Origin of the sequence: Pseudomonas tehranensis (assembly GCF_014268615.1) — a bacterium.
Taxonomy (GTDB): Bacteria; Pseudomonadota; Gammaproteobacteria; order Pseudomonadales; family Pseudomonadaceae; genus Aquipseudomonas; species Aquipseudomonas tehranensis.
Genome location: NZ_JABWQV010000022.1, coordinates 17,510 through 37,869 on the forward strand (window position 1 = coordinate 17,510; position 20,360 = coordinate 37,869).

Below are 20,360 nucleotides of genomic sequence, written 5' to 3' on the forward strand. Positions count from 1 at the left end.
CTTATCTTCGCGCCAGCGCATGCCGCACGCACTGTTCGTAGTAGGTCTGCTTGATGGCCGCGGGCTTGAGCCGTGAAGCGCTGTTATAGGTCTGTTCGGTGATGCCCAGGGCGGTCATGCGCATCCATGGTCGGGGGAACTTGCGCACCTGCAACCTTTTGCGCGCGCCATACAAGGTGATCCCGGAAAGCTTCGACGCCTGGGCGCCGGCGGCAATGTCCGAACCCCAGCGGCATACCGACTGCTGGTTTTTCGTCAGCGCCTTTGCCTGAGCCTCAAGCGAAACGGCGACCAAAAGAAACGTCACCACGACCCACATAGAAATCCGCATAGGTTTGTCGCCCAACTTTCTGAAATAAAAGAAGTTTGACAACCTTGTAAAGAGCAAGGGGCCAGCACGGCTACGCAAATTCCTTGTAGGGAGGATTCATCTGTGGGAGCAAGGCTTGCCCGCGATGAACGATAACGCGGTTCAGCTGTTCGACCGCGGCGCGGCTATCGCGGGCAAGCCTTGCTCCCACAGATCCCCTTGCCACAAGCAAGCGCCCTCGCCACGGGTTACTGACTTGCCTTGGCCTCCTCCAACAACTGCTCAATCACCCGTTCCTGTTCGGCATACCGCCCTTCGCCAAAGTGGCTGTAGCGCACCTGCCCCTTGGCGTCGATGAAGTAGTGGGCCGGCCAGTACTGGTTGTTGAAGGCGCGCCAGATTGCATATTGGTTATCGATGGCCACCGGATAGCCGATCCCCAGCTGGCGAACCTGCTTGCGTACGTTGTCGATGATTTTCTCGTACCCATACTCAGGGGTGTGCACGCCGATCACCACCAGCCCATCCTTCTCATACTTGCGCGCCCAATCATTCACATAGGGCAACGTGCGCTGGCAGTTGATGCAGTCATAGGTCCAGAAATCCACCAGCACCACCTTGCCCCGCAGCGACTCGCTGCTCAAGGGTGGCGAGTTCAACCATTGCACGGCGCCCTCCAGAGACGGCATTTCGCCCTGCGGCTGAAGCGATTCCAAGGGGCCCGCGCTCGCCTTTTCGACCAGGTAATCGATGGCCTTGGGCACATTTTTCAGTAATCCCTGCTCCAGGGTCGCCGCCCCTTGGGAGGAGGTACTGGCCAACAGGCGGTCATCGGCACCCGTGCCAATCGCCACGGCCGCCAGCAATACCACGACACCGGTGCCCCGGCGCAGCCAGGTGGTGATCGGCAATGACAGCTTGAGGCGGTCGGCCAATCTGCGCCCGGCCAGGATCAGCACACCCAGCGACAAGGCACTGCCCAGCCCGTAAGCGAGCAACAACAGGCTGGTTTCAGCGCTCGCACCTTGCAACATGGCCCCGGTCAGAATCACCCCGAGTATCGGCCCGGCGCAGGGCGCCCAGAGCAGCCCGGTGGCGACCCCGATCAGCACCGAGGCCACAGGCCCGGCCATCCGTCCGGCGCCGGCATCGATACGGTTGCCCAGGCTCACCAGCGGCCGCGCCAGCCATATACCGACGCGGCTGAACATCAGCGACAAGGCGAACAGCACCATCACCCACAAAGCGACTTGCCGGCCAACGCTGCTGGCTCGCACCACCCACTCGCTGCTGACCACCGCCAGACTCGAAACCAGGGCAAACGTCAGCACCATGCCGGCCAGCGTCAGCAGTACCGACCCCCGCGAGCGATTGGCCCGGGCAAACAGAAACGGCACCACCGGAAGAATGCAGGGGCTGAGGATCGTCAGGATCCCGCCCAGGAAAGCGATCAAAAGCATGGCAACACCTCAACGGCAGGTAGATAGACTGAACACACCCAATCGGGCGGCGCCTCTGTGGGAGCAAAGCTTGCTCGCGATGCAGGCGCCTCGATTCCTGGCAATACCGCGTCATCGTTTATCGCGAGCAAGCTTTGCTCCCACAGATTTACTGTCACAGGTTGGCTTCCAAGGCGAGTCAGTTCTGGTTGCTGCAGTTGTCAGCCAGCTTGCGATAGTCCAGCGCCTGCTTGTGGCCCGCTGAGTCCAGGTAGGTCATGCGGGCATTCACCACGCCGCAGGCCGGGTTCGGATCTTCGCTGAGGGACAGGACCTTCTGGATATCCAGGTGGGTGCCATAGGCGTAGGTCTGAGCCTGGACGTGACTCTCGGCCCGGGCCGACAAGGTGCAGATGTTCAGCGCGGCGAAAAGGCAGGCGGCGTAGACGGCTTTGGTGTTCATGGCGGTGTCCTCGATGCATTCAATGGGTGTGTTTTCGGCCGGGGCGTGTTCTGTCGCCTCGATGGATGCCATTGAATGCCCTTGAGGTATCGCCTCTGTATCGGCGAACGCGGTTTTTTGAATCCCTGTGTATCCGCCGCGCGCCAGATACACTGCAATACAAACCGCCGCGAGCCGGGCCGGCCGGCGCCTGTAGACTGATCACAACGAAACGCCAAGGGGCTGAACACCATGGATCATGTCGATCATGTGTTGATCGTGGATGACGATCGCGAAATCAGAGAGTTGGTAGGCAACTATCTGAAAAAGAACGGCCTGCGTACCACCGTAGTTGCCGATGGTCGGCAGATGCGTGCCTTTCTGGAAACCACCCCGGTGGACCTGATCGTGCTGGACATCATGATGCCGGGCGATGACGGCCTGGTGCTGTGCCGGGAACTGCGCGCCGGCAAACACAAGGCCACACCGGTGCTGATGCTCACCGCCCGCAACGATGAAACCGACCGCATCATCGGCCTGGAAATGGGCGCCGACGATTACCTGGTCAAACCCTTCGCCGCCCGGGAGTTGCTGGCGCGGATCAACGCTGTGCTACGGCGTACCCGCATGTTGCCGCCCAATCTGGTGGTCACCGAAAGCGGTCGCTTGCTGGCATTCGGCCGCTGGCGCCTGGACACCACTGCCCGGCACCTGCTGGACACCGACGGCACCATGGTCGCCTTGAGCGGCGCCGAATATCGCCTGTTGCGGGTGTTCCTCGACCACCCGCAGCGGGTGCTCAATCGCGATCAGTTGCTGAACCTAACCCAGGGCCGGGACGCCGATCTGTTCGATCGCTCCATCGATCTGCTGGTCAGCCGTCTGCGTCAACGGTTGCTGGATGATGCCCGGGAGCCGGCCTACATCAAGACCGTGCGCAGCGAAGGCTATGTGTTCTCGTTGCCGGTGGAGATCCTTGAGGCGTCGGTATGACCCTGCCGCTACGCTGGCCGCGCACCCTCGCCTCGCGCCTGTCGCTGATCTTCCTGATCGGCCTGATCCTGGCCCAGGGCCTGTCGTTCGGCGCCCAGTACTACGAGCGCTACCAGAGTGCCAAGACCACCATGCTCGGCAACCTGGAAACCGACGTCTCGACCTCGGTCGCCATTCTCGACCGCCTGCCGGCTGCCGAACGCCAGGCCTGGCTGCCGAAACTCGCCCGACGCAACTATGGCTACCTGCTCGATGAAGGTCAGCCAGGCCAGCGAATGCTTCCTGACAACGCCCCGGTGTCGGTGACTTCAATCCAGGAGGCCCTCGGCCAGGCCTATGCCCTGACGTTCACCGACATTCCCGGACCGAAGCAGCACTACCAGGCGCACCTGCGCCTGGCCGACGGCAGCCCGCTGACCATCGACGTGCGCCCGGCGATGATGCCCCTCTCCCCCTGGCTCCCGGTGGTGTTGCTGGGGCAACTGGCGCTGTTGATCGGTTGCACCTGGCTGGCCGTGCGCATCGCCGTCAGTCCTCTGACCCGGCTGGCCCAGGCGGTGGAAACCCTGGACCCGAATGCCCATAGCGTGCGCCTGGACGAAAAAGGCCCGACCGAAGTGGTGCATGCCGCCAAGGCGTTCAATGCCATGCAGGACCGTATCGCCGCCTACCTCAAGGAGCGCATGCAGTTGCTGGCGGCGATTTCCCATGACTTGCAAACCCCCATCACGCGCATGAAGCTGCGCGCCGAATTCATGGATGACGGCATCGAAAAGGACAAACTGTGGAGCGACCTGAGTGAAATGGAACACCTGGTGCGCGAAGGCGTGGCCTATGCCCGCAGCATCCATGGCGCCACTGAAGCCAGCTGTCGCATCAACCTGGATGCGTTTCTCGACAGCCTGGCCTTCGACTACCAGGACATCGGCCAGGACGTGCAGCTATCGGGGAAAACCGCTGCGGTCCTCGACACCCGACCCCATGCCCTGCGCCGGGTACTGGTGAACCTGGTGGACAACGCCTTGAAGTTCGGCGGCGCGGCGCAGATCCAGGTGCAGCTCACGGCCACCGGACAACTGGCGATTCAAGTGCTGGACCGTGGCCCCGGCATCAATGAACAGGAACTGGCCGAGGTGCTCAAACCGTTCTACCGGGTGGAAAGCTCGCGCAACCGGGAAACCGGTGGTACTGGGTTAGGGCTGGCGATCGCCCAGCAACTGGCAATCGCCATGGGCGGTTCGCTGACCTTGAGCAACCGTGACGGCGGCGGGTTGTGTGCCGAGTTGCGGCTGAGGGTCGATAGTTAACGTGGAGCCAAACTGTGGGAGCGGGCTTGCTCGCGAAGGCGTCGGCACATTCAACAATGATGTCGCCTGACCATCCGCTATCGCGAGCAAGCCCGCTCCCACAGGGTTAAGCGCCACACTTTGTATGCCAATGTGTCTTCCACAAGCAGCGCTACACAGGCTTGCAAACGCCCGCATTCCAGACACACCCCACCTACACCCGTTTGAAAAACTCCCTCGTGTTCCCGGTCGCTATCCGCGACCGGGCCCTACACCCAAGGAGCCTTCTCATGCCTGTTTCCACGTTTCGTTTCCAGGGCTGGTCGCTGTTCAGCCTGCTCGCCGCCCTGGTGCTGTTGATGACCGCACTGACCCTGGCGCTCCACCCGGACCTGACCGAGGGCGTGCGCAGCGCCATCCGCGCCACCGCCCGCTCATCCTTCGCCTTGTTTCTGCTGGCCTTTACCGCCTCGGCGTTCGCCGTGCTAGTGCCGTCGCCCCTGAGCCGGTCCCTGGTCCGCGAGCGACGTTTCATCGGCTTGGCCTTCGCGTTTTCCCATCTGGTGCACGCCGTGCTGATCTACAGCTATGGGCAGCTCAACCCCGAGTTCTGGCCGGGTCGTACCACCGTTGGCAATATCCCCGGCTCCGTCGGCTACGTGTTCATCCTGCTGCTGGCCCTGACCTCCTTCAAAAGCACCACGCGCCTGATAGGCGGCAAAGCCTGGAAACGCCTGCACGTCAGCGGCATGTGGGTGCTGGTGGCGATCTTTGCCTACTCCAACTTCAAGCGCATTCCCATGAGTGCCTGGTACGTGCTGCCCTTCGGCCTGACCTGCGCCGCCATCGCGATCCGGCTGGTGGGCAAGCTTGCCCAGGCCAACAAACGACGCCAGCCACTGCAGCATGCTGCCTAGTTGCGGGAGGCCGATCATGTACTCAGAAGCTTTGAAAGGACTGCGCATAAGTCTGGATCGTGCCGCAGCATGGCTTGCGCCATTGGGCCTGCGCCTGTTCCTGGCCTGGGAGTTTTTCGAATCCGGTTGGGAGAAATGGCAAGGCGAAAACTGGTTTGCCGACATCCAGGCCGCGTTCCCCTTTCCCTTCAACCACTTGCCGGCCAGTTGGAACTGGGAACTGTCGATGTGGGCCGAACTGCTCTGCGCCGTCGCCCTGCTCATCGGCTTGGGCACCCGTTTCTCGGCTCTGGTGTTGATGGTTGTCACGGTCGTCGCCACCGCCGCCGTGCACTGGCCGGCGGATTGGTCAACCTTGAGTGAACTGGCCCAGGGGTACGCCATCACCAATAAAGGCCACGGCAACTTCAAACTGCCGTTGATCTATCTGGTGGCGTTGTTGCCGTTGGTGTTGCAGGGAGCCGGGAAGTTGAGTGTCGATGCGCTGCTCAAGACCGGGTTACACCGCCCTGGCAGGACCTGACCCCCCCCTGTGGGAGCGGGCTTGCTCGCGAAGGCGTTGTGTCAGTCAACTTAGTTTTGACTGATATACCGCCTTCGCGAGCAAGCCCGCTCCCACAGGGAAGCTCTGCGTTTAACCACCGGATTGCGCTTGCGCCCCGACCACCCCTTCCCTGTGCATCTGGCGCAACAACATCACCGCGCTGTCCATGAATTCGTTTGAATCCACCCCCGCCTCCCGCGCCAGTGCCAACAACTGATCGCGCCCAGCCAACCCGGGAAACTGCTCGATACGCTGCAACAGCCGCCAGGCCAACGGACTGAGCTCGGAAAAGCGCACCGCAAACCCAGGCGTTCGCCGCACCAGCAGCAGCGTCGGTTGCGGCGGTGGCGTTGGGGGCTGGTAGCCCGGCGCCAAGCGATGTACCGGCCAGAGGTACGCCAGCGGCCAGACCAACAGAGAGAGACGCAAAGGCTGGTCGAGCAACGCTGCCTCGTCACTGGCCGGCAGCGACTCGGCTTGCGCTTGCAGCAGCGCCATTTCAATCCACTCGTAGTGAGCCAGCTCGGCCATGAACGCTGGTTCGTCAGGCGCCTGCCGGGCCGCGAGATACCCCACGAACTCTGCGGCAATGTCTGCGAACCGGGGGCTGACGCAACGATGCTCACGCAAGAAACGCCGTACGCAGGCCCGCCACGCTTCCTGCCCCAGCACACTCACCAACACCGGGAATGTACCGCTGAGCAACCCGCGCATGTTCTCGAAAATCAGGTCGCGATACACCTGCGCCCGAGCCGCGTCCATGCCGGGCGGAATCGGGCAGTGATCAGGGTCGCGCAGGTAGCGGGTCAACGCCTGCTGCTGTTGATGCAGTGTCTGCACGATTTCAGCCATGGGCCACCGCCCGTCCTGGCTCGGCCTGATGCTGCATTTGGCGGATGATCTGCAGTTCGGCGACCAGCACGGGGTAAGGCGGGAAATTGAAGTCCCGTTCGAGCAAGGTCGGCTGGACACCGAAACGCGCGTAGGCCTGGGCCAGCAACGCCCAGACCAGCGGTTTGACCGGCGCGCCATGACTGTCGATTTTCAAGGTGTCGGACTCGTCGTAGTGCCCGGCCACGTGCATGCCCACCACCCGCCCAGGTTCAAGGCCGGCCAGGAATGCCTGGGGATCGAAGCCGTGATTGACCGAGTTGACGTAGACGTTGTTGACGTCCAGCAGCAGGTCGCAATCGGCTTCGTGCAATACCGCGCGGGTGAATTCCAGCTCCGTCATGTCTTGTTGCGGTGCGGCGTAATAGGAGACGTTCTCCACGGCCAGGCGCCGCCCCAGTACGTCCTGGGCCTGCCGGATCCGTGCCGCGACGTGATGCACCGCTTCCTCGGTAAAGGGTAACGGCAGCAAGTCATATAAATGCCCCTCATCGCCGCAGTAACTCAGGTGTTCGCTGTACATCGGCACGTTGAAGCGATCCAGAAAATCGCGCACCTGCCTCAGAAACGCCAGGTCCAGCGGCGCCGGCCCGCCCAGGGACAACGACAGGCCATGGCACGACATCGGATAGCGTTCAGCCAGCCAATGCAAAGCGGCGCCATGGGCGCCGCCTATATTGATCCAGTTTTCCGGGGCCACTTCGAGAAAGTCGAAATCCCCGGCGGGCGCCGCGCGCAGTTCATCGAGCAACGCGCGGCGCAGGCCCAGGCCTACTGATGGTTTGGCGGGCGAGGCTGAAGCCTGGATGGTAGGCCCTTTGCGACCAGAAGGGTGAGGCATGGCACATCTCCTTGGAATAAGAGATGGGGAGCCTTGGCGGGGCCGTACCCGATCACATCGCTACCCGGCTCCCCACCATTTAGCATCAGGACTCGATAGCCGCCCCGCACTTGCCCTCGCCGCATTTGCCTTCGGCGCTTTTGGCCTGGCCCGCCAGGTACTTCTCGGCCTCAGGCAGCGAGATGCCGCCGTCATGGTTGGCGTCGATCTTGTCGTACTCAGCCGCGCGCTCCGGCGCCGCTACGATGAACTCCTCGCGTGAAACCTTGCCGTCGTGGTTGGTATCGGTCTTGGCAAATTTATCTTCGCCGCACTTGCCCTCAGCGGGTTTCTTCACGGTATCGGCCGCCGCCAGGGTGTAGCCCTGGGCCAGGTCGTTCATGGTCAGCGCCGAAGCCGCAGTGGAAAGGCCAAGGCCGCCGACCAGGGCCAGACCCAGTGCAAGAGAGGAGTGGCTGGAGAAGTTGAGCATGGGGGTGTTCCTCGAAAGATCAAATACGCCAGTCACCAACACCGGGAACCGGTGTCGGCTGGCAGGCGTAGTTAACCGTCGATGTGTATCCGGGCTGTGTCGCAAGCCAAGGTGAACATAAGCGAATGTATCCAGGCCGCCCAGCTACACACTCCGATACAAGCCCACCGCCAGGACTAAGACTCAGGCAGGCCTCTACGACGGCCGGTTTGCCTGAAGGCCAAGAGCCATGAGCCTCTGCGCCATGTCACCTGTCGCAATGGTTAAGTTAATTGAGCCGACAGCCGATACAGAGACGTGCGGGATATTTCGCGTTTAGCTGATGGCTTGTTTATGACTGAAGATGCTGGCAACGACACAACCGTTTCTCTCCCAGGCCTGCCAAGCCGCAGTTTCACGCGTCGCACCTTCCCGGCCATCATGTTTCTGCTTTTTGTCATGTCAGCACTGGCGATCGCCGTGCTGCTCAACATTACCAGGGCTCAGGATGAGCGCGCCCGTGAACAGAGCCTGTTTTTTGCCCAACGGGCCATTGATTCCATAAGCAGCGGCATCGAACGGGACCTGAGCGATTACTCCAAGTGGAGCGACGCCTACCGACATCTGCATGTCGAAATGGACAAAGACTGGGCCTATGCCCAGGAAAATGTCGGCAGCAGCGTTTTCGGGCTCTACGGCTACCAGGCGGTGTTTGTCATTTCCCCGACAGGCAAAACCGTCTATTCGGTCATCAATGGTGAGATGAGTGAGGTGGATGCCGGCACGTGGCTGGCCGGTGACCTGCAAGGGCTGGCGAAGAAAGCCAGCGCCCCGCCGAACCGCGATGAAGTCATCGTCGAGCTGCTGCATCACGACGGCGCGCCCGCGTTTGTCGCCGCCTCGGCCATCACCGTCGGCACCGACGACAGCGTGCCCGAAATCCCAGGCCCGCCCAGTTTGCTGCTGTTCGTGAAAGTCCTTGATGCTGCCGCTTTGCAAAACCTGGCGCGGGACTTTGCCCTGCCGGATGCCCACATCACCCAGGCGCCGGAGCAGATCGGCACGGCCCGGATATCCCTTGACGGCCAGATCGACGAGGCTTTGGCGTGGCGTCCGGAGACTCCCGGCAACGATCTGCGCAAGGTACTGCTGCCCTTGCTGGTCCTGGCCCTGCTGGTGTTGGCCATCCTCGCGCTGGCGGTGCTGCGCCATGCCCTGGTCATGCTTCGCGCCCAGGAAGGTCAGTACGCCAGCCTGCTGGCCCACCGCAAGGCACTGGAACGTAGCGAAGAACGCTTTCGGGACATTGCCGAAGTGTCCTCCGACTGGTTATGGGAAGTGGATTCGACCGGGACTCTGACCTACCTGTCGGAACGTTTTGAACAAGTGACCGGCTTCAACCCCACACAATGGCTGGGCAAGCCCCTGCACCGGCTGCTCCATCCCCACGGTGGCTCGATTTCGATAGCCCAATGGCTGCTCGGCGGGGCCAACAGCGATTCGTCGGCCCCGTTGTTATGTGAGTACACCGCGCGCAATCAGCGTATCCGCACGTGCAAACTTTCGGTCCGAGCCATCGAAGCCGGGACCTTGGGCTTTCGGGGCACCGCCACCGACATTACCGAGGAACTGCGGGCGCTGGCCCAGATCAAGCACCTCTCGCTGCACGACCCGCTGACCGGGCTGGCCAATCGAAACCGACTGTTCGATTGCCTCAGCGAACACCTGGACCCGGCCGATGGGGCACCGCTGGCGGTGCTGAACCTGGACATGGACCGGTTCAAGCCGGTCAACGATTCTCTGGGGCATGCCGTAGGCGACAAAGTGCTGCGGGAAGTGGCCCATATCCTTCAGCAGAACGTGCGCAGCTCCGACCTGGTGGCCCGTCTGGGCGGTGATGAGTTTGTCATCGTCATGCCCGATCCCGGCAGTCCCCAAGACCTGGAACAACTCTGTGAGCGCCTGATCGATTGCATGCAGCGCCCCATGCACCTGGACGGCAATACCTTGTACCTGGGCGTGAGCATCGGCGTGGCCTGGTCGCAACCCGGTGACGAGAGCGCCACCGAATTGTTGCGCCACGCGGACATCGCGTTGTATGCGGCCAAGGCAGCGGGGCGCAACACCTGGCGGGTCTATGAGGAAGCCATGGGCAACCTGGCCCGCGACCGTCGGCGCTATGAGCAGCAACTGCGCGACGCCATGCAAGGCGAACAACTGGAGCTGCGCTACTTGCCTCGCTTCGATGTGTGCGCCGAACAACTGCACGGCTTCGAGGCCCAGACTTTCTGGCACCATCCCGAGAAAGGTGAACTGGGTGGCGCGGACTTCATCCCGATCGCCGAAGCGTCTGGCCAACTGGAAGAGCTGGGAACCTGGATGTTGATCAACGTTTGTGAAGAAGCGGTGAACTGGCCGACCGCTGTCAGCGTTTCCGTGGCGGTTTCGCCCAAATGGTTCAGCAGCAGCTTCTTACTCAATCAGGTGCGAACGGCCCTCGAAACGAGCGGTCTGGCCCCCCAGCGCCTGACCCTGGAAGTGGCCGAAGGGGTGCTTCTGATCGACCACAAAGCGGTGGCCAGTACCCTTCATGCGCTCAAGGACCTGGGCGTGCGCATCAACATCGACAAGTTCGGCACCAGCATTGCCTCCCTTCGCGAGGTACTGAACCAACCGTTCGATGGCATTCGCTTCGATCGCAACATTCTCGCTCAGTTGGGCCTGGAGCATGATCAGGAAGGCGTCCTCGCGATGATCCGGCTCAGCCGCAGCGTGGGGCTCATGGTCACCGCCGAAGGCATCGAAAACGCCCGGCAATTCCGCCAATTGCGCAGCGTGGCCTGCGACCACGTACAAGGCCCCTACTTCGGCTCGGCCCTGGCCCGCTCGGAAATGGCCTCATTCTTTACCACCCCGCGGTGGCTCTAAAAAATCCCGCCAGTGCATGTCGTGCACGCGTTAAAACAGGCTTTGCACCTGTTCCAGAACGGCCCGGTTCATCTGGCCGGTGTGGGTATGCAGGCTCACATAACTTTGCAGCATGTCCAGCTTGGTGTTGAGCAGGTCCCGACGGGCCTGGAATAACCGTTGCTGCGCATCCAGGATGTCCACCGTGGAGCGCACACCGCCCTGGAAGCCTTTTTCCGTCGAAGCCAGTGCCCGCTGGTTGGACTCCACTGCGCGCTGCATCGCCTTGCTTTTGGCGAAGCCGGCCACCACGCCCAGGTAATCGGTTTCGATCGTCTCGGCCAACTGCTGACGCTGCACGTCATAGTCCGACTGCGCGCCGGCCAGTTGCGCCTGGGCCTTGGCCACCGATGCGCGCACCGCTCCGCCGCGATACAACGGGATGTCCAGTTGCACCCCCACGTAATAGGTGTCCTGGCGCGGGTCGAGTTCCTGATACTGGCGGGTTTCCCGGCGGGTCAACTGAGTGGTCAGTGCCAAGGTCGGGTAATGCCCGGCGCGCTGGCTGTCGGCCTGGGCCTCGGCCACTTTCACCGCCGCCAGCCGGGCCGCCAGCTCGGGGCTGGCCTCACGGGCAATCGCCGTCCAGTACGGCAGGTCCTGCTCGGGTGGGATCGGGCTGCCGGCGGCAAGCTCCTCGCGCATCGGCCAAATGTCATCGATGGGCACATTGGCGCGACCGGACAACGCCCGCAGTGCCGCCACGCGACGAGCCTGGGCTTCAGCCTCCTGGGCCTCGACCAGGTCAAGCCGCGCCTGGGCCTCGTCAATATCGGTGATCGCCCCCTGGCCACCCTCGAAAAGTTTTTTGCTCTGGGTGACCAAGCCGCTGATGGCGGCTTTCTGCTGGACGATCAACTTGATCTCGTTTTCCGCCCGGGCGACGTCGAAGTAGCCCTTGGCAACCCGATCGAACAGCGTCTGGCTGGCAACGTCGAACAGCTGGCTGCCCAGTTGTCCTCGCGCCTTGCCCTCCTGGTACGCCGCCCACCGCGCCTTGTCGTAAAGCGCTTGCTGCGCCGCCAGGGTGACGTTGTTGGCCTGGTAATCGTTGCTGTTGACGTAGCCGCTGTCGTCCCCGCCATCGGTCCGTCCGCCGCGCCCGTAACGCGAAGTCAGTGACACTTGCGGATAGAGGCCGCCACGGCCAATCGCTTCTTCCTGGCGAGAAGCATCATAAGCATGGGTGGCTGACTGCAAGGTCGGGTCGTTGAGTCGGGAGGCGTCGTACGCCGCGGTCAGGCTCAGGCCACCGTCGGCGGCCGAGGCGAAATTGATCACTGCCCAACTGGAACACAGGCTCAGCAGCACGCGAGCGCTGTAACGGCAACGGTCGGTCATGCTCATTCCTCTTTGAAGGCTGCCAGCAAGCGTTCGCGCAAAGGTTTCATCAGGTAATTCATAAAGGTGCGCTCCCCCGTGACCACCGTGACATCGGCCAGCATGCCCGGTCGCACTAACAGCCCGGCGGCCTGCAACGAGGCGACCGTGTCGGCGGGAATCTCGACCTTGGCGGAGAAGTACGGCAAGTGCGTCTGCTCATCAATCAACTGGTCGGCCGAGACCGTACTCACAGTGCCGGTTACCGTCGGCGTATCCACCCGTTGCAGCGCGGTGAAATGCACATGCACCGGCAACCCCGGGCGCAACTTGTTGGCCATCAACGGTTCGAAACGCGCGGTAATCGCCATGGGCGCATCCAGCGGTACCACCTGCATCAGGGTTTGCCCAGCCTGGGCCACGCCGCCGACGGTGTGAATGCTCACGTCCATGACCTGCCCGGCCACTGGCGCACGGATAGCACCGTTGTCGACTTCAAACTGCAGGGCGCGAATCTGATCGGCATAACCGGCCGCCTCGGCGGAGACCTCGCTGAGCTGGGTTTCAGCATCGCGACGAAATTCCTGTTGCACCTGCAACGCCTTGAGCTTGCTTTCATTAATGGCCTGGCGGGTCCGCCCGACATCCCCCACGCCGGAGGCAATCTGGCCGGCCAGTTGGGCGGCGTTGCGCTCCGCCTCGAAGAGCTTGTTGCGCGGAACATAACCTTCACGGGCCAGCTCGCGCAGGCCTTCGAGCTCCTGTTGCTGAAAGCGCATCTGTGCGTCGTAGTTACGCTTGACGCCTTCATAGCCCTGCAATTGCTGCTGCAACGCCGCGACCTCGTGTTCGATAATTTGCAGACGGCTGCCCAGCTCTGCGCGGCGGGTCAGAAACAACTGGTTTTGCAAGGCCATGGCGGCCTTGACCCGCGGCTCGTCGGCGCGCTCCAGCAGTTCAGCCGGCCATTGAATCTCGGCGCTGCCCAGGCGCTCGGCAATCAACCGCGCTTCGATGCTGCGGTCGTTAAGCAACTTGCCCAGGGTCACGTCCAGTTGCGACTGCGCTTGCACGGTATTGAGCTGCACCAGCAACTGCCCCTGGCTGACTCGATCGCCATCGCTGACCAGCAGCTGGTCCACTACCCCGCCGACCAACGACTGCACGGCCTTGCGCTCACCCGCCACCACCACGGTGCCACTGCCCACGACACCCTGGTCGAGGGGTGCCAGGAAGGCCCAGAGCAAAAAGCCGCCCAGCGTCAGGACCAGGAAGCCCACACCATAACGCGCAGCACCGCTGGCATCGGTACTGGCACTGGGCAGGGTATTGGCGTCGAGCACACTCACCTGCTGCTCGCTGTGCGCCGATGCAGCCGGGGTCAGATCACGCATCTTCGCCAGCCTCCCTCACCGCCGCGGGCCTGGGCCCCGGCATCAATGCCTTGAGCACTCGGTCCCGTGGGCCGAAGGCTTGTTGGGCGCCGTCCTTGAGTACCAGGATGTGATCGACCACCGCCAGCACATTGGGTCGATGGGTGATCAGCACCACGGTACTGCCGGCGGCCTTGAGCGCATTGATCGCTTGTACCAGCGCCAGCTCACCCGCTTCGTCAAGATTGGAGTTGGGCTCGTCGAGCACGATCAGCGACGGGCGCCCGTACAGCGCGCGGGCCAGGCCCAGGCGTTGCTTCTGCCCGCCAGACAAACCCAGCCCGCCGGGGCCCAGTGGCGTGTCATAGCCTTTGGGGAACCTGAGGATCATCTCGTGAATGCCAGCGTGACGCGCGGCGGCAATGATTTTGTCGGCATCCTGCTCGCCGAAGCGGGCGATGTTGTCGGCAACGCTGCCATCGAACAGCTCGATGTCCTGGGGCAAGTAACCCAAGTACGGGCCCAGGGCATCATGGGACCACTGGCTGATTTCGGCGTCATCCAGCCGTACCGAGCCGGCCATGGCCGGCCACACCCCGACCAGCGCCCTGGCCAGCGTCGACTTGCCACTGGCGCTGGGGCCGACCACGGCAAGCACTTCGCCCTTGGCCAGGCTGAAATGGATCCCGCGCACAATCGGTTGCGAGGCACCGGGCGGGCCGACATACAGTTGCTCCAGGCGCACCGCGCCGGTGGGCGGCGGCAAGGGCATGCGCAAGCGCTCGCGGGGGTGTTGGGTGAGCAGCTGGCTCAGACGCTGGTAGCTCTGGCGCCCGGCGTTGAACTGTTTCCAGGAGCCGATGGCAATTTCCACCGGCGCCAGGGCGCGCCCCAGCAGCAGCGACATGGCGATCATCATGCCTGCCGACATCTGCCCTTCGAGCACCAGCAGCGCGCCCAGGCCCAGGGCCAACGACTGTCCCGATATGCGCACGAAACGGGTTGCAGAGGTGATACGGGCGCCACGGTCACTGGCATGGGCCTGGGCGGCAATGATGCGTTGTTGCAGCAGGCTCCAGCGCTGGCGTAACGGGCCGAGCATGCCCAGCGCCTGAATGACCTCGGCATTGTGTAGCGTGCTGTTGACATAGACAGACGACTGCACCCCCAGGCGATTGGCTTCACCCAGCCGAGCGCGAGTCGCCAGCTCACCCCACAGCGCCAGGCCGATCAGCACCAGGGCGAGCACCAAAGTCAGCACCCCGAACCAAGGGTGAAAGATAAACGCCACCAGCAGGAAGATCGGCAACCACGGTGCATCGAGCAACGCGATCAGACCCTGGCCCGTGATCAACTGACGCAACGTCGCCAAATCAGTGAGCACCTGGGCCGGGTTGGCGTTGTGCTCGCGCAGGCTGCGGGCGAAGGCGGCGTCGAAAATACGCTCGCCCAGGGCGTCGTCCAGCCCCGCACTCATGCGAATCATCACCTCGCCGCGAACCCACTCGATCAGGGCACTGAACATAAACAGGCCCAGAGCGATCAGGGTCAGCATGAACAAGGTGGTTTCGTTGCGGCTGGTCAGCACCCGATCGTACACCTGCATCATGTACAGCGATGGCACCAGCACCAACAGATTGATCACGCCACTGAACAGTGCCAGCGACCAGAACACCCGGCGATAACTTAATAAGGCAGCATCAATGTCATGACGCGGATCGAGTAGAAAGCGCATAGAGAATCAACCCGCAAAGGAATAGTCGGTCCCGGCGCAATCCATCGCGAGTTATTTGCCCGAAGGCGTCAAAAAAAAGTGCGTCATGTTGCTGACGTGTCGCTATCTGAGCCGATCGTCGGCGCTATAGACGCCAAGTACTGACAACGTAACCACGGGTTAGTGCCAGCATGGGGCCGCTGTTTTCACGTCAATGGTCGAACTTCAACCCGCCCTCGAAGCCGTTGGCCAGCGCGCTGATGGATGAAGCCAGGTAGTTGCGCTCCTGCTCCCACGATTGCATCAACTCGCGAAAAGCCGCCGCAACACTGTGGATACGGTTCATGAGTAACATTCCTTGTACCGGGCTCAAGATTATTGGCATAGTGCCACCACTTTTGCGGCCTCTATAACGTCAGCGGCAAAAATAGGGTGATGCCTCGATAACCCGCCAAACCTGCACAAACATGGAAGGCAAACTCATGATGGAGACACACAGATGGCAGAACTGATTTTGAAGTCCAAGCTGGTCAATTTTCTAGTGGCCGACGCGGAGTTGAATCACAGTTACGTGGACGATATATATTACGCAGCCGAGGCCGGTGACGTGGACGCCCTGTCCGATGTCTTGGAGGCTTTCAAGGAAGCTTATGGAGGGTTGTGGGTGGGCGGCAAACTGGTGCTCAGCCAAACCATGGTTCGCCTGAACGCCAATGTCATGAACCGTCTCGTTCAGGACGGCACCCTGGATATCGAACTCCCACTGGCATTGATCCGCAATGTCAGCATCGAGGGCGGGTTTATCACCAAAATCGTACGCCTGGACACCGATGCGGGCAGCGTGAAGTTCCGGTGTTTCGGTGCGAAGGAAGTGGCCTCGCTGATTGAACAGATGATCTTGTCCCGGGTTTCGACACCAGCCCTCTGACGGCCGCTTGTAGATACTGATCCACCCTCGCTGATCCAGCGGCCTGCCGGGCGACGTCGAACGCCTTCGCCCGGGCACGGGGCACGGGCCCGGGCCCCGGCCCGGGCGAAGCAGGTTGGGGGCTTTTGCTGCTGGCGCAGCGCTGCCACTCGGACCGCAGAGGGGTTAATCGTAGAACGGCTCAACCAAGGTCCGACTGCCCAGAAAAAAGCTGTCGGCGACCAACCGCAACGGTTGCAGGTCCAGGTCGCTGGTTCTGTCGGCAATCAGTTGCTGGAAATGCCGATACACCACCGCGTACTCGCCCTCCTGGGAAACCGTCTGACGCACCCCGTCGATACTCAGCACTGCCCCACCGTTGTCCAGGCGCAGGAGGCCTTCGGTGCAGCGAATCTCGATGCTCCAGAGTTCGTCGTGACCGTGGTCGAAATCGAACTCCGCGCGCACGTCGAGGTGTTGCGCATCGGACATCTTGATACTGGCGGCGATCGGCGATTGGCAGTTACTCGGCACACGCAGTTCTGCGGACTCAACGAACAGCGGCAGCCTCAGCAGATGGGTCACGATTGAAAACGCGTTGATGCCGGGATCGAAGACGCCCAGGCCTCCAGGCTGCCAGATCCAGGCCTGGCCGGGGTGCCACTTGCGTACGTCTTCCTTCCAGTCGATCTTGACGCTTTGCAGGGTGCGGCTGGCCAGCCAGTCACGGGCCGCCTCGATGCCCGGCGCGTAACGCGAATGCCAGGCGAACAAGCCGCTTACGCCTTGTTCGCGGACCTGATCCACCAACGCCATCGCTTCACCGAGCGTGGCACATGGCGGCTTTTCTACCAGGACATGTTTGCCGGCGGCCAGCGCCTGCTGCACCAATGCGAATCGACCTTGCGGCGGAGTGCAAAAGGCAATCGCATCGACCTGCGGGCCGTTTTCAAGCAACTCGCCCAGGGAGCGGAAATTCTCCACCCCGGCGCAGGGCTGCCCTTGGGTGGCGACAGACACCAGCTGGAACGCCGGGTTGGCGAGGATAGCGGGAACGTGTTGATCCTGGGCAATCTTGCCGTAGCCCACCAGACCGAGACGAATCGGTTGCATCGATGACTCCTGATTATTTTTGTACTTTTGATGGGCCAGCAAACTAGCGGTAAATCGTGCGGCGGACAATGGCTCACCGCACATGCGCTTGAATGTCGTGAGCGCTACAGCAACGCTTCACGCCTGCTGCGGTTCGCAGGACGCGGTCATGACGGTGGCAATCCTGCCGAAGAACGGCTCCAGGCGTTCGCCCGGCGCGTCGTGCTCCACCACCAGGGCTGCCACCTCTTCACACGACGCCACCTGATAGTGAGCAATGCTGGAGAGTTTTTCATTGGTCACCGCCACCACCACCTGACCACTCGCCGCGACAGCCGCGCGTTTGAACTCGGCATCATCAAGGCCGAACGCCGTGACCCCATTGTCCGGGTCGATGGCGCAAGCGCCGAGAAAGCACAGGTCAAAATTGAACTGGCGCAGTTGCTGCACAGCCGTCAGCCCGATCACCCCGCCCGACACCGTATTCAGGCGCCCGCCCAACAGAATCACCTCGGCGCAAGGCAACTTCATCAGTTGCACGGCAATCAACGGCGAATTGGTGGTCAGCGTCAGCTTAAGGCCCGGATCGATTGCGCTGGCAATCGCCAGGTTGGTCGAGCCGGCATCGATGAGCACATGCTGTCCCGCCCTCAGCAACGAGGCCGCCGCCAGACCGAGACTGTCCTTGCGCTCGACGTTTTGCCGTACTCGAACGGCTATCGGCCCTTCATCGGTGGGCACCAGGATGGCGCCGCCATAGACGCGCTTGCATAACCCCGCCGCCGCCAATACGCCGAGGTCGCGCCGTATCGAGTGCTCGGAGACATTGAACTCGCTGGCCAGATCAGTCGCAATTACCCGCCCATACAGGGCCAAGCGCTCGCGGATCAGTTGCTGGCGTTCACCAGGAAACACTTCGTGAGTGGAAGTCATGGGCCTACAACCTTTCATAAACGAGCACTAATTATCATCAATGAGCAAATATGCCGATTGCAGAGCCCCTCGTCAAACTACAACGCCGGGCCAGCCATCGCTCTGTGGCAGCGGACTCAAGTGGCATCTGACCCCCTCTTCTCCACAGGCAAAAAAAACCCCGCTACCGAATGCGGTGCGGGGTAAAAAAATGGTTGGTTGCGGCCAACCAAAGGAGCACGGTGAAAACCCTGTACGGGCCCCTCAGATGCAGTCCTGGGCGGCGCGTTCAAAACTCGAAGGCAGGAAGCTGGAAGCCAACAGATGCCGCTCGTAGATGAATACCTTGCCGCCGCTCCCGGCCTTGTAGGCTTCCAGCACGTTGTCCGCCGACACTTTGCTCGGCACCACGATCCGGTAGCTGCGCTGGGTCTGGGAGACGGTCGGGCTCATCGCGTGGTCCTGCAGTTTCGGCACGACACAGTCGGCGTACTGGGCCGGCGTCTTGCTGGTCTGCAAAGTCAGGGTCGGGTCATTCGGCGCGCTGGCACAACCGGCGAGCAACAAGGAGGCAAACGCCATGGAAGACGCAAATAAAAAGCGCATCGGTCTGGTCCTGAAAATAAAAGGTTCGCTTCATCAGGCAACGGAGCTGCGTGGGCCGCCTGTTCGATGGGAGGGATTTTCAAGGCATTGCCGACAAAACAGAACTTGTGTTTGGTAATGGTCACTATTGCTTCCAGCAATAGTTGTGCGCGGCGAAGGCCGGTTTCAGTGACCTGTGCCGCGCCCCTGCTGGTATTCGCGGGGCGTACAGCCAAACTCTCGACGAAACACCGTGTGCAGGTACTGCGCCGATTTGAAGCCGCAGTTCTGGGCGATGTCGGCAATCGCCGAGTCGGTGTTTTCCAAGCCCTGGGCGGCCGCCGCCAGTTTGAAGCGCAGGATCTCGTCGTGCACGCTGCAGCCGCGCGCCTTGCGAAAGTGCGCCTCCAGGGAGGAACGCGACACGCCCACATAGGCCGCCACCTGCGCGGTCTTGATGCCCTGGCAGGCATATTGGCGGATGAACAGCAGCGCCTGCATGACGTAGGGATTGCCCAACGGCTGATGCAGACTCGAGGCCTGGACGTTGATCGCATCCGGGGGTATCAGCACCTGCGTACCCGTGGACGGCATGCCGTGCAGCATCTGATGGAGCAAGCGCGCGGCGGTTCGGCCCATGGTTTCGGTGCCCTGGATCACCGAACTCAGCGGCACCCGTGTCAGGGTGCGGGTCAGGGGGTCGTTGTCGATGCCGATCAGTGCTACCTGCTCCGGCACGGCGATTCCGGCGGTCAGGCAGGCCTGCAGCAGTTGCCGGGCGCGGGCATCGCTGACCGCGATGATGCCGATGGGTTTGGGCAGGCTTTGCAGCCAGGCGATCTGCTGTTCGACGGCGCTGTCCCAGAGCGGTGCGCTGGTGCCCATGCCGCGATAGACCTCGGCGTGCAGACCATCGCGCAGCAGCAACCGGCGAAAGGCGTTTTCCCGTTCCTGGGCCCAGCGATTGGCTTGTGCTTGCGGCAGGCTGAAGCAGGCAAAACGCGTCAACCCGGCCTCGATCAGGTGCTCGTACGCCAACTTCATCAATGCATCATTGTCGGTGGCGACATAGGGAATGCCCTTCGGATAAGCGCGCTCATCCTGGTAAGAGCCGCCCACCGCCACCACCGGCAAGCCGATCCCGGTCAGCGCCTCGCCGATCAGCGGGTCATCGAAGTCGGCAATGATCCCGTCGCCCTGCCAGCGTTCGATGCCTTTCAACCGACAGAGAAAATCCTCTTCCAGAAACAGGTCCCAGGACGCCCGGGTACTGCTCAGGTAATTGCCGATGCCGCTGATGATGCCACGGTCGTAGATCTTGCTGCCGTTGAACAACAACGCGATGCGGTGAACGGGCGGGACGGTTTTCATTGTTT

General features: G+C 62.1%; 20 protein-coding genes. 6 read left to right on the plus strand and 14 right to left on the minus strand.

What is annotated here, in order from left to right; genetic code table 11:
• Position 1 precedes the first annotated feature (1 nt).
• From HU811_RS06895 to HU811_RS06905, 3 genes are all read right to left on the minus strand, one after another.
• The gene (locus HU811_RS06895; RefSeq protein WP_092399332.1) at positions 2–331 is read right to left on the minus strand and encodes a hypothetical protein; all 330 of its coding nucleotides are present in this window, start codon (positions 329–331) and stop codon (positions 2–4) included.
• A gap of 227 nt (positions 332–558) precedes the next feature.
• Complete coding sequence (locus HU811_RS06900) at positions 559–1,770, minus strand: cytochrome c biogenesis protein DipZ (protein WP_186654852.1); 1,212 nt, start codon at positions 1,768–1,770, stop codon at positions 559–561.
• A gap of 178 nt (positions 1,771–1,948) precedes the next feature.
• Positions 1,949–2,212, minus strand: coding sequence for a DUF2790 domain-containing protein (locus tag HU811_RS06905; protein ID WP_186654855.1), 264 nt, complete (start codon positions 2,210–2,212; stop codon positions 1,949–1,951).
• A gap of 231 nt (positions 2,213–2,443) precedes the next feature.
• Here HU811_RS06905 and HU811_RS06910 point away from each other — a divergent pair, with 231 nt between their 5' ends.
• The 4 genes from HU811_RS06910 (at position 2,444) to HU811_RS06925 (ending at position 5,910) form a co-directional block, all read left to right on the plus strand.
• Positions 2,444–3,184 carry a response regulator gene (locus HU811_RS06910; RefSeq protein ID WP_003202589.1) on the plus strand — a complete coding sequence of 247 codons (741 nt, stop codon included), beginning with the start codon at positions 2,444–2,446 and terminating at the stop codon, positions 3,182–3,184.
• Positions 3,181–4,491: an ATP-binding protein gene (locus tag HU811_RS06915; RefSeq protein ID WP_186654857.1), complete on the plus strand. Its 1,311-nt coding sequence runs from the start codon at positions 3,181–3,183 to the stop codon at positions 4,489–4,491. The genes HU811_RS06910 and HU811_RS06915 overlap by 4 nt, the downstream gene beginning before the upstream one ends.
• A gap of 269 nt (positions 4,492–4,760) precedes the next feature.
• On the plus strand, positions 4,761–5,387 hold the full coding sequence (locus HU811_RS06920) for a ferric reductase-like transmembrane domain-containing protein (RefSeq protein ID WP_186654859.1): 627 nt from the start codon (positions 4,761–4,763) through the stop codon (positions 5,385–5,387).
• A gap of 16 nt (positions 5,388–5,403) precedes the next feature.
• Complete coding sequence (locus HU811_RS06925) at positions 5,404–5,910, plus strand: HvfX family Cu-binding RiPP maturation protein (RefSeq protein ID WP_186654862.1); 507 nt, start codon at positions 5,404–5,406, stop codon at positions 5,908–5,910.
• A 111-nt stretch (positions 5,911–6,021) separates the two neighbouring features.
• Here HU811_RS06925 and HU811_RS06930 read toward each other — a convergent pair whose 3' ends face one another.
• The 3 genes from HU811_RS06930 to HU811_RS06940 all read right to left on the minus strand — a co-directional run bounded on the left by HU811_RS06930 (position 6,022) and on the right by HU811_RS06940 (position 8,135).
• Positions 6,022–6,783: an HvfC family RiPP maturation protein gene (locus HU811_RS06930; protein ID WP_186654864.1), complete on the minus strand. Its 762-nt coding sequence runs from the start codon at positions 6,781–6,783 to the stop codon at positions 6,022–6,024.
• Complete coding sequence (locus HU811_RS06935; protein WP_189674026.1) at positions 6,776–7,663, minus strand: HvfB family MNIO-type RiPP peptide maturase; 888 nt, start codon at positions 7,661–7,663, stop codon at positions 6,776–6,778. The genes HU811_RS06930 and HU811_RS06935 overlap by 8 nt, the downstream gene beginning before the upstream one ends.
• An 85-nt stretch (positions 7,664–7,748) precedes the next feature.
• On the minus strand, positions 7,749–8,135 hold the full coding sequence (locus tag HU811_RS06940) for an EF-hand domain-containing protein (protein WP_092398754.1): 387 nt from the start codon (positions 8,133–8,135) through the stop codon (positions 7,749–7,751).
• A gap of 333 nt (positions 8,136–8,468) precedes the next feature.
• Between HU811_RS06940 and HU811_RS06945 the strand changes: the two genes are divergently transcribed.
• Positions 8,469–11,042: a bifunctional diguanylate cyclase/phosphodiesterase gene (locus HU811_RS06945; protein ID WP_186654867.1), complete on the plus strand. Its 2,574-nt coding sequence runs from the start codon at positions 8,469–8,471 to the stop codon at positions 11,040–11,042.
• A gap of 30 nt (positions 11,043–11,072) precedes the next feature.
• On the opposite strand, the gene HU811_RS06950 is transcribed toward HU811_RS06945, so the two are convergent.
• The 4 genes from HU811_RS06950 to HU811_RS27570 all read right to left on the minus strand — a co-directional run bounded on the left by HU811_RS06950 (position 11,073) and on the right by HU811_RS27570 (position 15,834).
• A complete protein-coding gene (locus tag HU811_RS06950) occupies positions 11,073–12,422 on the minus strand; it encodes a TolC family outer membrane protein (RefSeq protein WP_092398805.1) in 1,350 nt (449 codons plus the stop codon).
• A 2-nt stretch (positions 12,423–12,424) separates the two neighbouring features.
• A complete protein-coding gene (locus HU811_RS06955; RefSeq protein WP_186654869.1) occupies positions 12,425–13,795 on the minus strand; it encodes an HlyD family type I secretion periplasmic adaptor subunit in 1,371 nt (456 codons plus the stop codon).
• Positions 13,788–15,509 carry a type I secretion system permease/ATPase gene (locus HU811_RS06960; RefSeq protein WP_186654871.1) on the minus strand — a complete coding sequence of 574 codons (1,722 nt, stop codon included), beginning with the start codon at positions 15,507–15,509 and terminating at the stop codon, positions 13,788–13,790. Before HU811_RS06960 ends, HU811_RS06955 begins: the two co-directional genes overlap by 8 nt.
• Positions 15,510–15,699: 190 nt before the next feature.
• Entirely contained in the window at positions 15,700–15,834 is a 135-nt protein-coding gene (locus HU811_RS27570) for a hypothetical protein (RefSeq protein ID WP_263642002.1), read from the minus strand.
• A gap of 153 nt (positions 15,835–15,987) precedes the next feature.
• On the opposite strand from HU811_RS27570, the gene HU811_RS06965 reads away from it, so the two are divergent.
• Complete coding sequence (locus HU811_RS06965; RefSeq protein WP_092398811.1) at positions 15,988–16,416, plus strand: hypothetical protein; 429 nt, start codon at positions 15,988–15,990, stop codon at positions 16,414–16,416.
• A 165-nt stretch (positions 16,417–16,581) separates the two neighbouring features.
• On the opposite strand, the gene HU811_RS06970 is transcribed toward HU811_RS06965, so the two are convergent.
• From HU811_RS06970 to HU811_RS06985, 4 genes are all read right to left on the minus strand, one after another.
• Positions 16,582–17,508 carry a Gfo/Idh/MocA family protein gene (locus HU811_RS06970; RefSeq protein ID WP_186654874.1) on the minus strand — a complete coding sequence of 309 codons (927 nt, stop codon included), beginning with the start codon at positions 17,506–17,508 and terminating at the stop codon, positions 16,582–16,584.
• A 117-nt stretch (positions 17,509–17,625) separates the two neighbouring features.
• Positions 17,626–18,420 carry a DeoR/GlpR family DNA-binding transcription regulator gene (locus tag HU811_RS06975; RefSeq protein WP_186654876.1) on the minus strand — a complete coding sequence of 265 codons (795 nt, stop codon included), beginning with the start codon at positions 18,418–18,420 and terminating at the stop codon, positions 17,626–17,628.
• 243 nt (positions 18,421–18,663) lie between these two features.
• Entirely contained in the window at positions 18,664–19,005 is a 342-nt protein-coding gene (locus HU811_RS06980; protein ID WP_092398817.1) for a hypothetical protein, read from the minus strand.
• A gap of 165 nt (positions 19,006–19,170) precedes the next feature.
• Complete coding sequence (locus HU811_RS06985; protein WP_092398819.1) at positions 19,171–20,355, minus strand: XylR family transcriptional regulator; 1,185 nt, start codon at positions 20,353–20,355, stop codon at positions 19,171–19,173.
• Positions 20,356–20,360: the final 5 nt, after the last annotated feature.

Coding starts and splice junctions, on each gene's coding strand:
- HU811_RS06985 (WP_092398819.1), bottom strand. CDS start 20,355: ATGAAAACCGTCCCGCCCGTTCACCGCATCGCGTTGTTGTTCAACGGC.
- HU811_RS06980 (WP_092398817.1), bottom strand. CDS start 19,005: ATGCGCTTTTTATTTGCGTCTTCCATGGCGTTTGCCTCCTTGTTGCTC.
- HU811_RS06910 (WP_003202589.1), top strand. CDS start 2,444: ATGGATCATGTCGATCATGTGTTGATCGTGGATGACGATCGCGAAATC.
- HU811_RS06945 (WP_186654867.1), top strand. CDS start 8,469: ATGACTGAAGATGCTGGCAACGACACAACCGTTTCTCTCCCAGGCCTG.
- HU811_RS06925 (WP_186654862.1), top strand. CDS start 5,404: ATGTACTCAGAAGCTTTGAAAGGACTGCGCATAAGTCTGGATCGTGCC.
- HU811_RS06935 (WP_189674026.1), bottom strand. CDS start 7,663: ATGCCTCACCCTTCTGGTCGCAAAGGGCCTACCATCCAGGCTTCAGCC.
- HU811_RS06930 (WP_186654864.1), bottom strand. CDS start 6,783: ATGGCTGAAATCGTGCAGACACTGCATCAACAGCAGCAGGCGTTGACC.
- HU811_RS06940 (WP_092398754.1), bottom strand. CDS start 8,135: ATGCTCAACTTCTCCAGCCACTCCTCTCTTGCACTGGGTCTGGCCCTG.
- HU811_RS06955 (WP_186654869.1), bottom strand. CDS start 13,795: ATGCGTGATCTGACCCCGGCTGCATCGGCGCACAGCGAGCAGCAGGTG.
- HU811_RS06970 (WP_186654874.1), bottom strand. CDS start 17,508: ATGCAACCGATTCGTCTCGGTCTGGTGGGCTACGGCAAGATTGCCCAG.
- HU811_RS06905 (WP_186654855.1), bottom strand. CDS start 2,212: ATGAACACCAAAGCCGTCTACGCCGCCTGCCTTTTCGCCGCGCTGAAC.
- HU811_RS06950 (WP_092398805.1), bottom strand. CDS start 12,422: ATGACCGACCGTTGCCGTTACAGCGCTCGCGTGCTGCTGAGCCTGTGT.
- HU811_RS06895 (WP_092399332.1), bottom strand. CDS start 331: ATGCGGATTTCTATGTGGGTCGTGGTGACGTTTCTTTTGGTCGCCGTT.
- HU811_RS06965 (WP_092398811.1), top strand. CDS start 15,988: ATGGCAGAACTGATTTTGAAGTCCAAGCTGGTCAATTTTCTAGTGGCC.
- HU811_RS06960 (WP_186654871.1), bottom strand. CDS start 15,509: ATGCGCTTTCTACTCGATCCGCGTCATGACATTGATGCTGCCTTATTA.
- HU811_RS06900 (WP_186654852.1), bottom strand. CDS start 1,770: ATGCTTTTGATCGCTTTCCTGGGCGGGATCCTGACGATCCTCAGCCCC.
- HU811_RS06975 (WP_186654876.1), bottom strand. CDS start 18,420: ATGACTTCCACTCACGAAGTGTTTCCTGGTGAACGCCAGCAACTGATC.
- HU811_RS06915 (WP_186654857.1), top strand. CDS start 3,181: ATGACCCTGCCGCTACGCTGGCCGCGCACCCTCGCCTCGCGCCTGTCG.
- HU811_RS06920 (WP_186654859.1), top strand. CDS start 4,761: ATGCCTGTTTCCACGTTTCGTTTCCAGGGCTGGTCGCTGTTCAGCCTG.
- HU811_RS27570 (WP_263642002.1), bottom strand. CDS start 15,834: ATGAACCGTATCCACAGTGTTGCGGCGGCTTTTCGCGAGTTGATGCAA.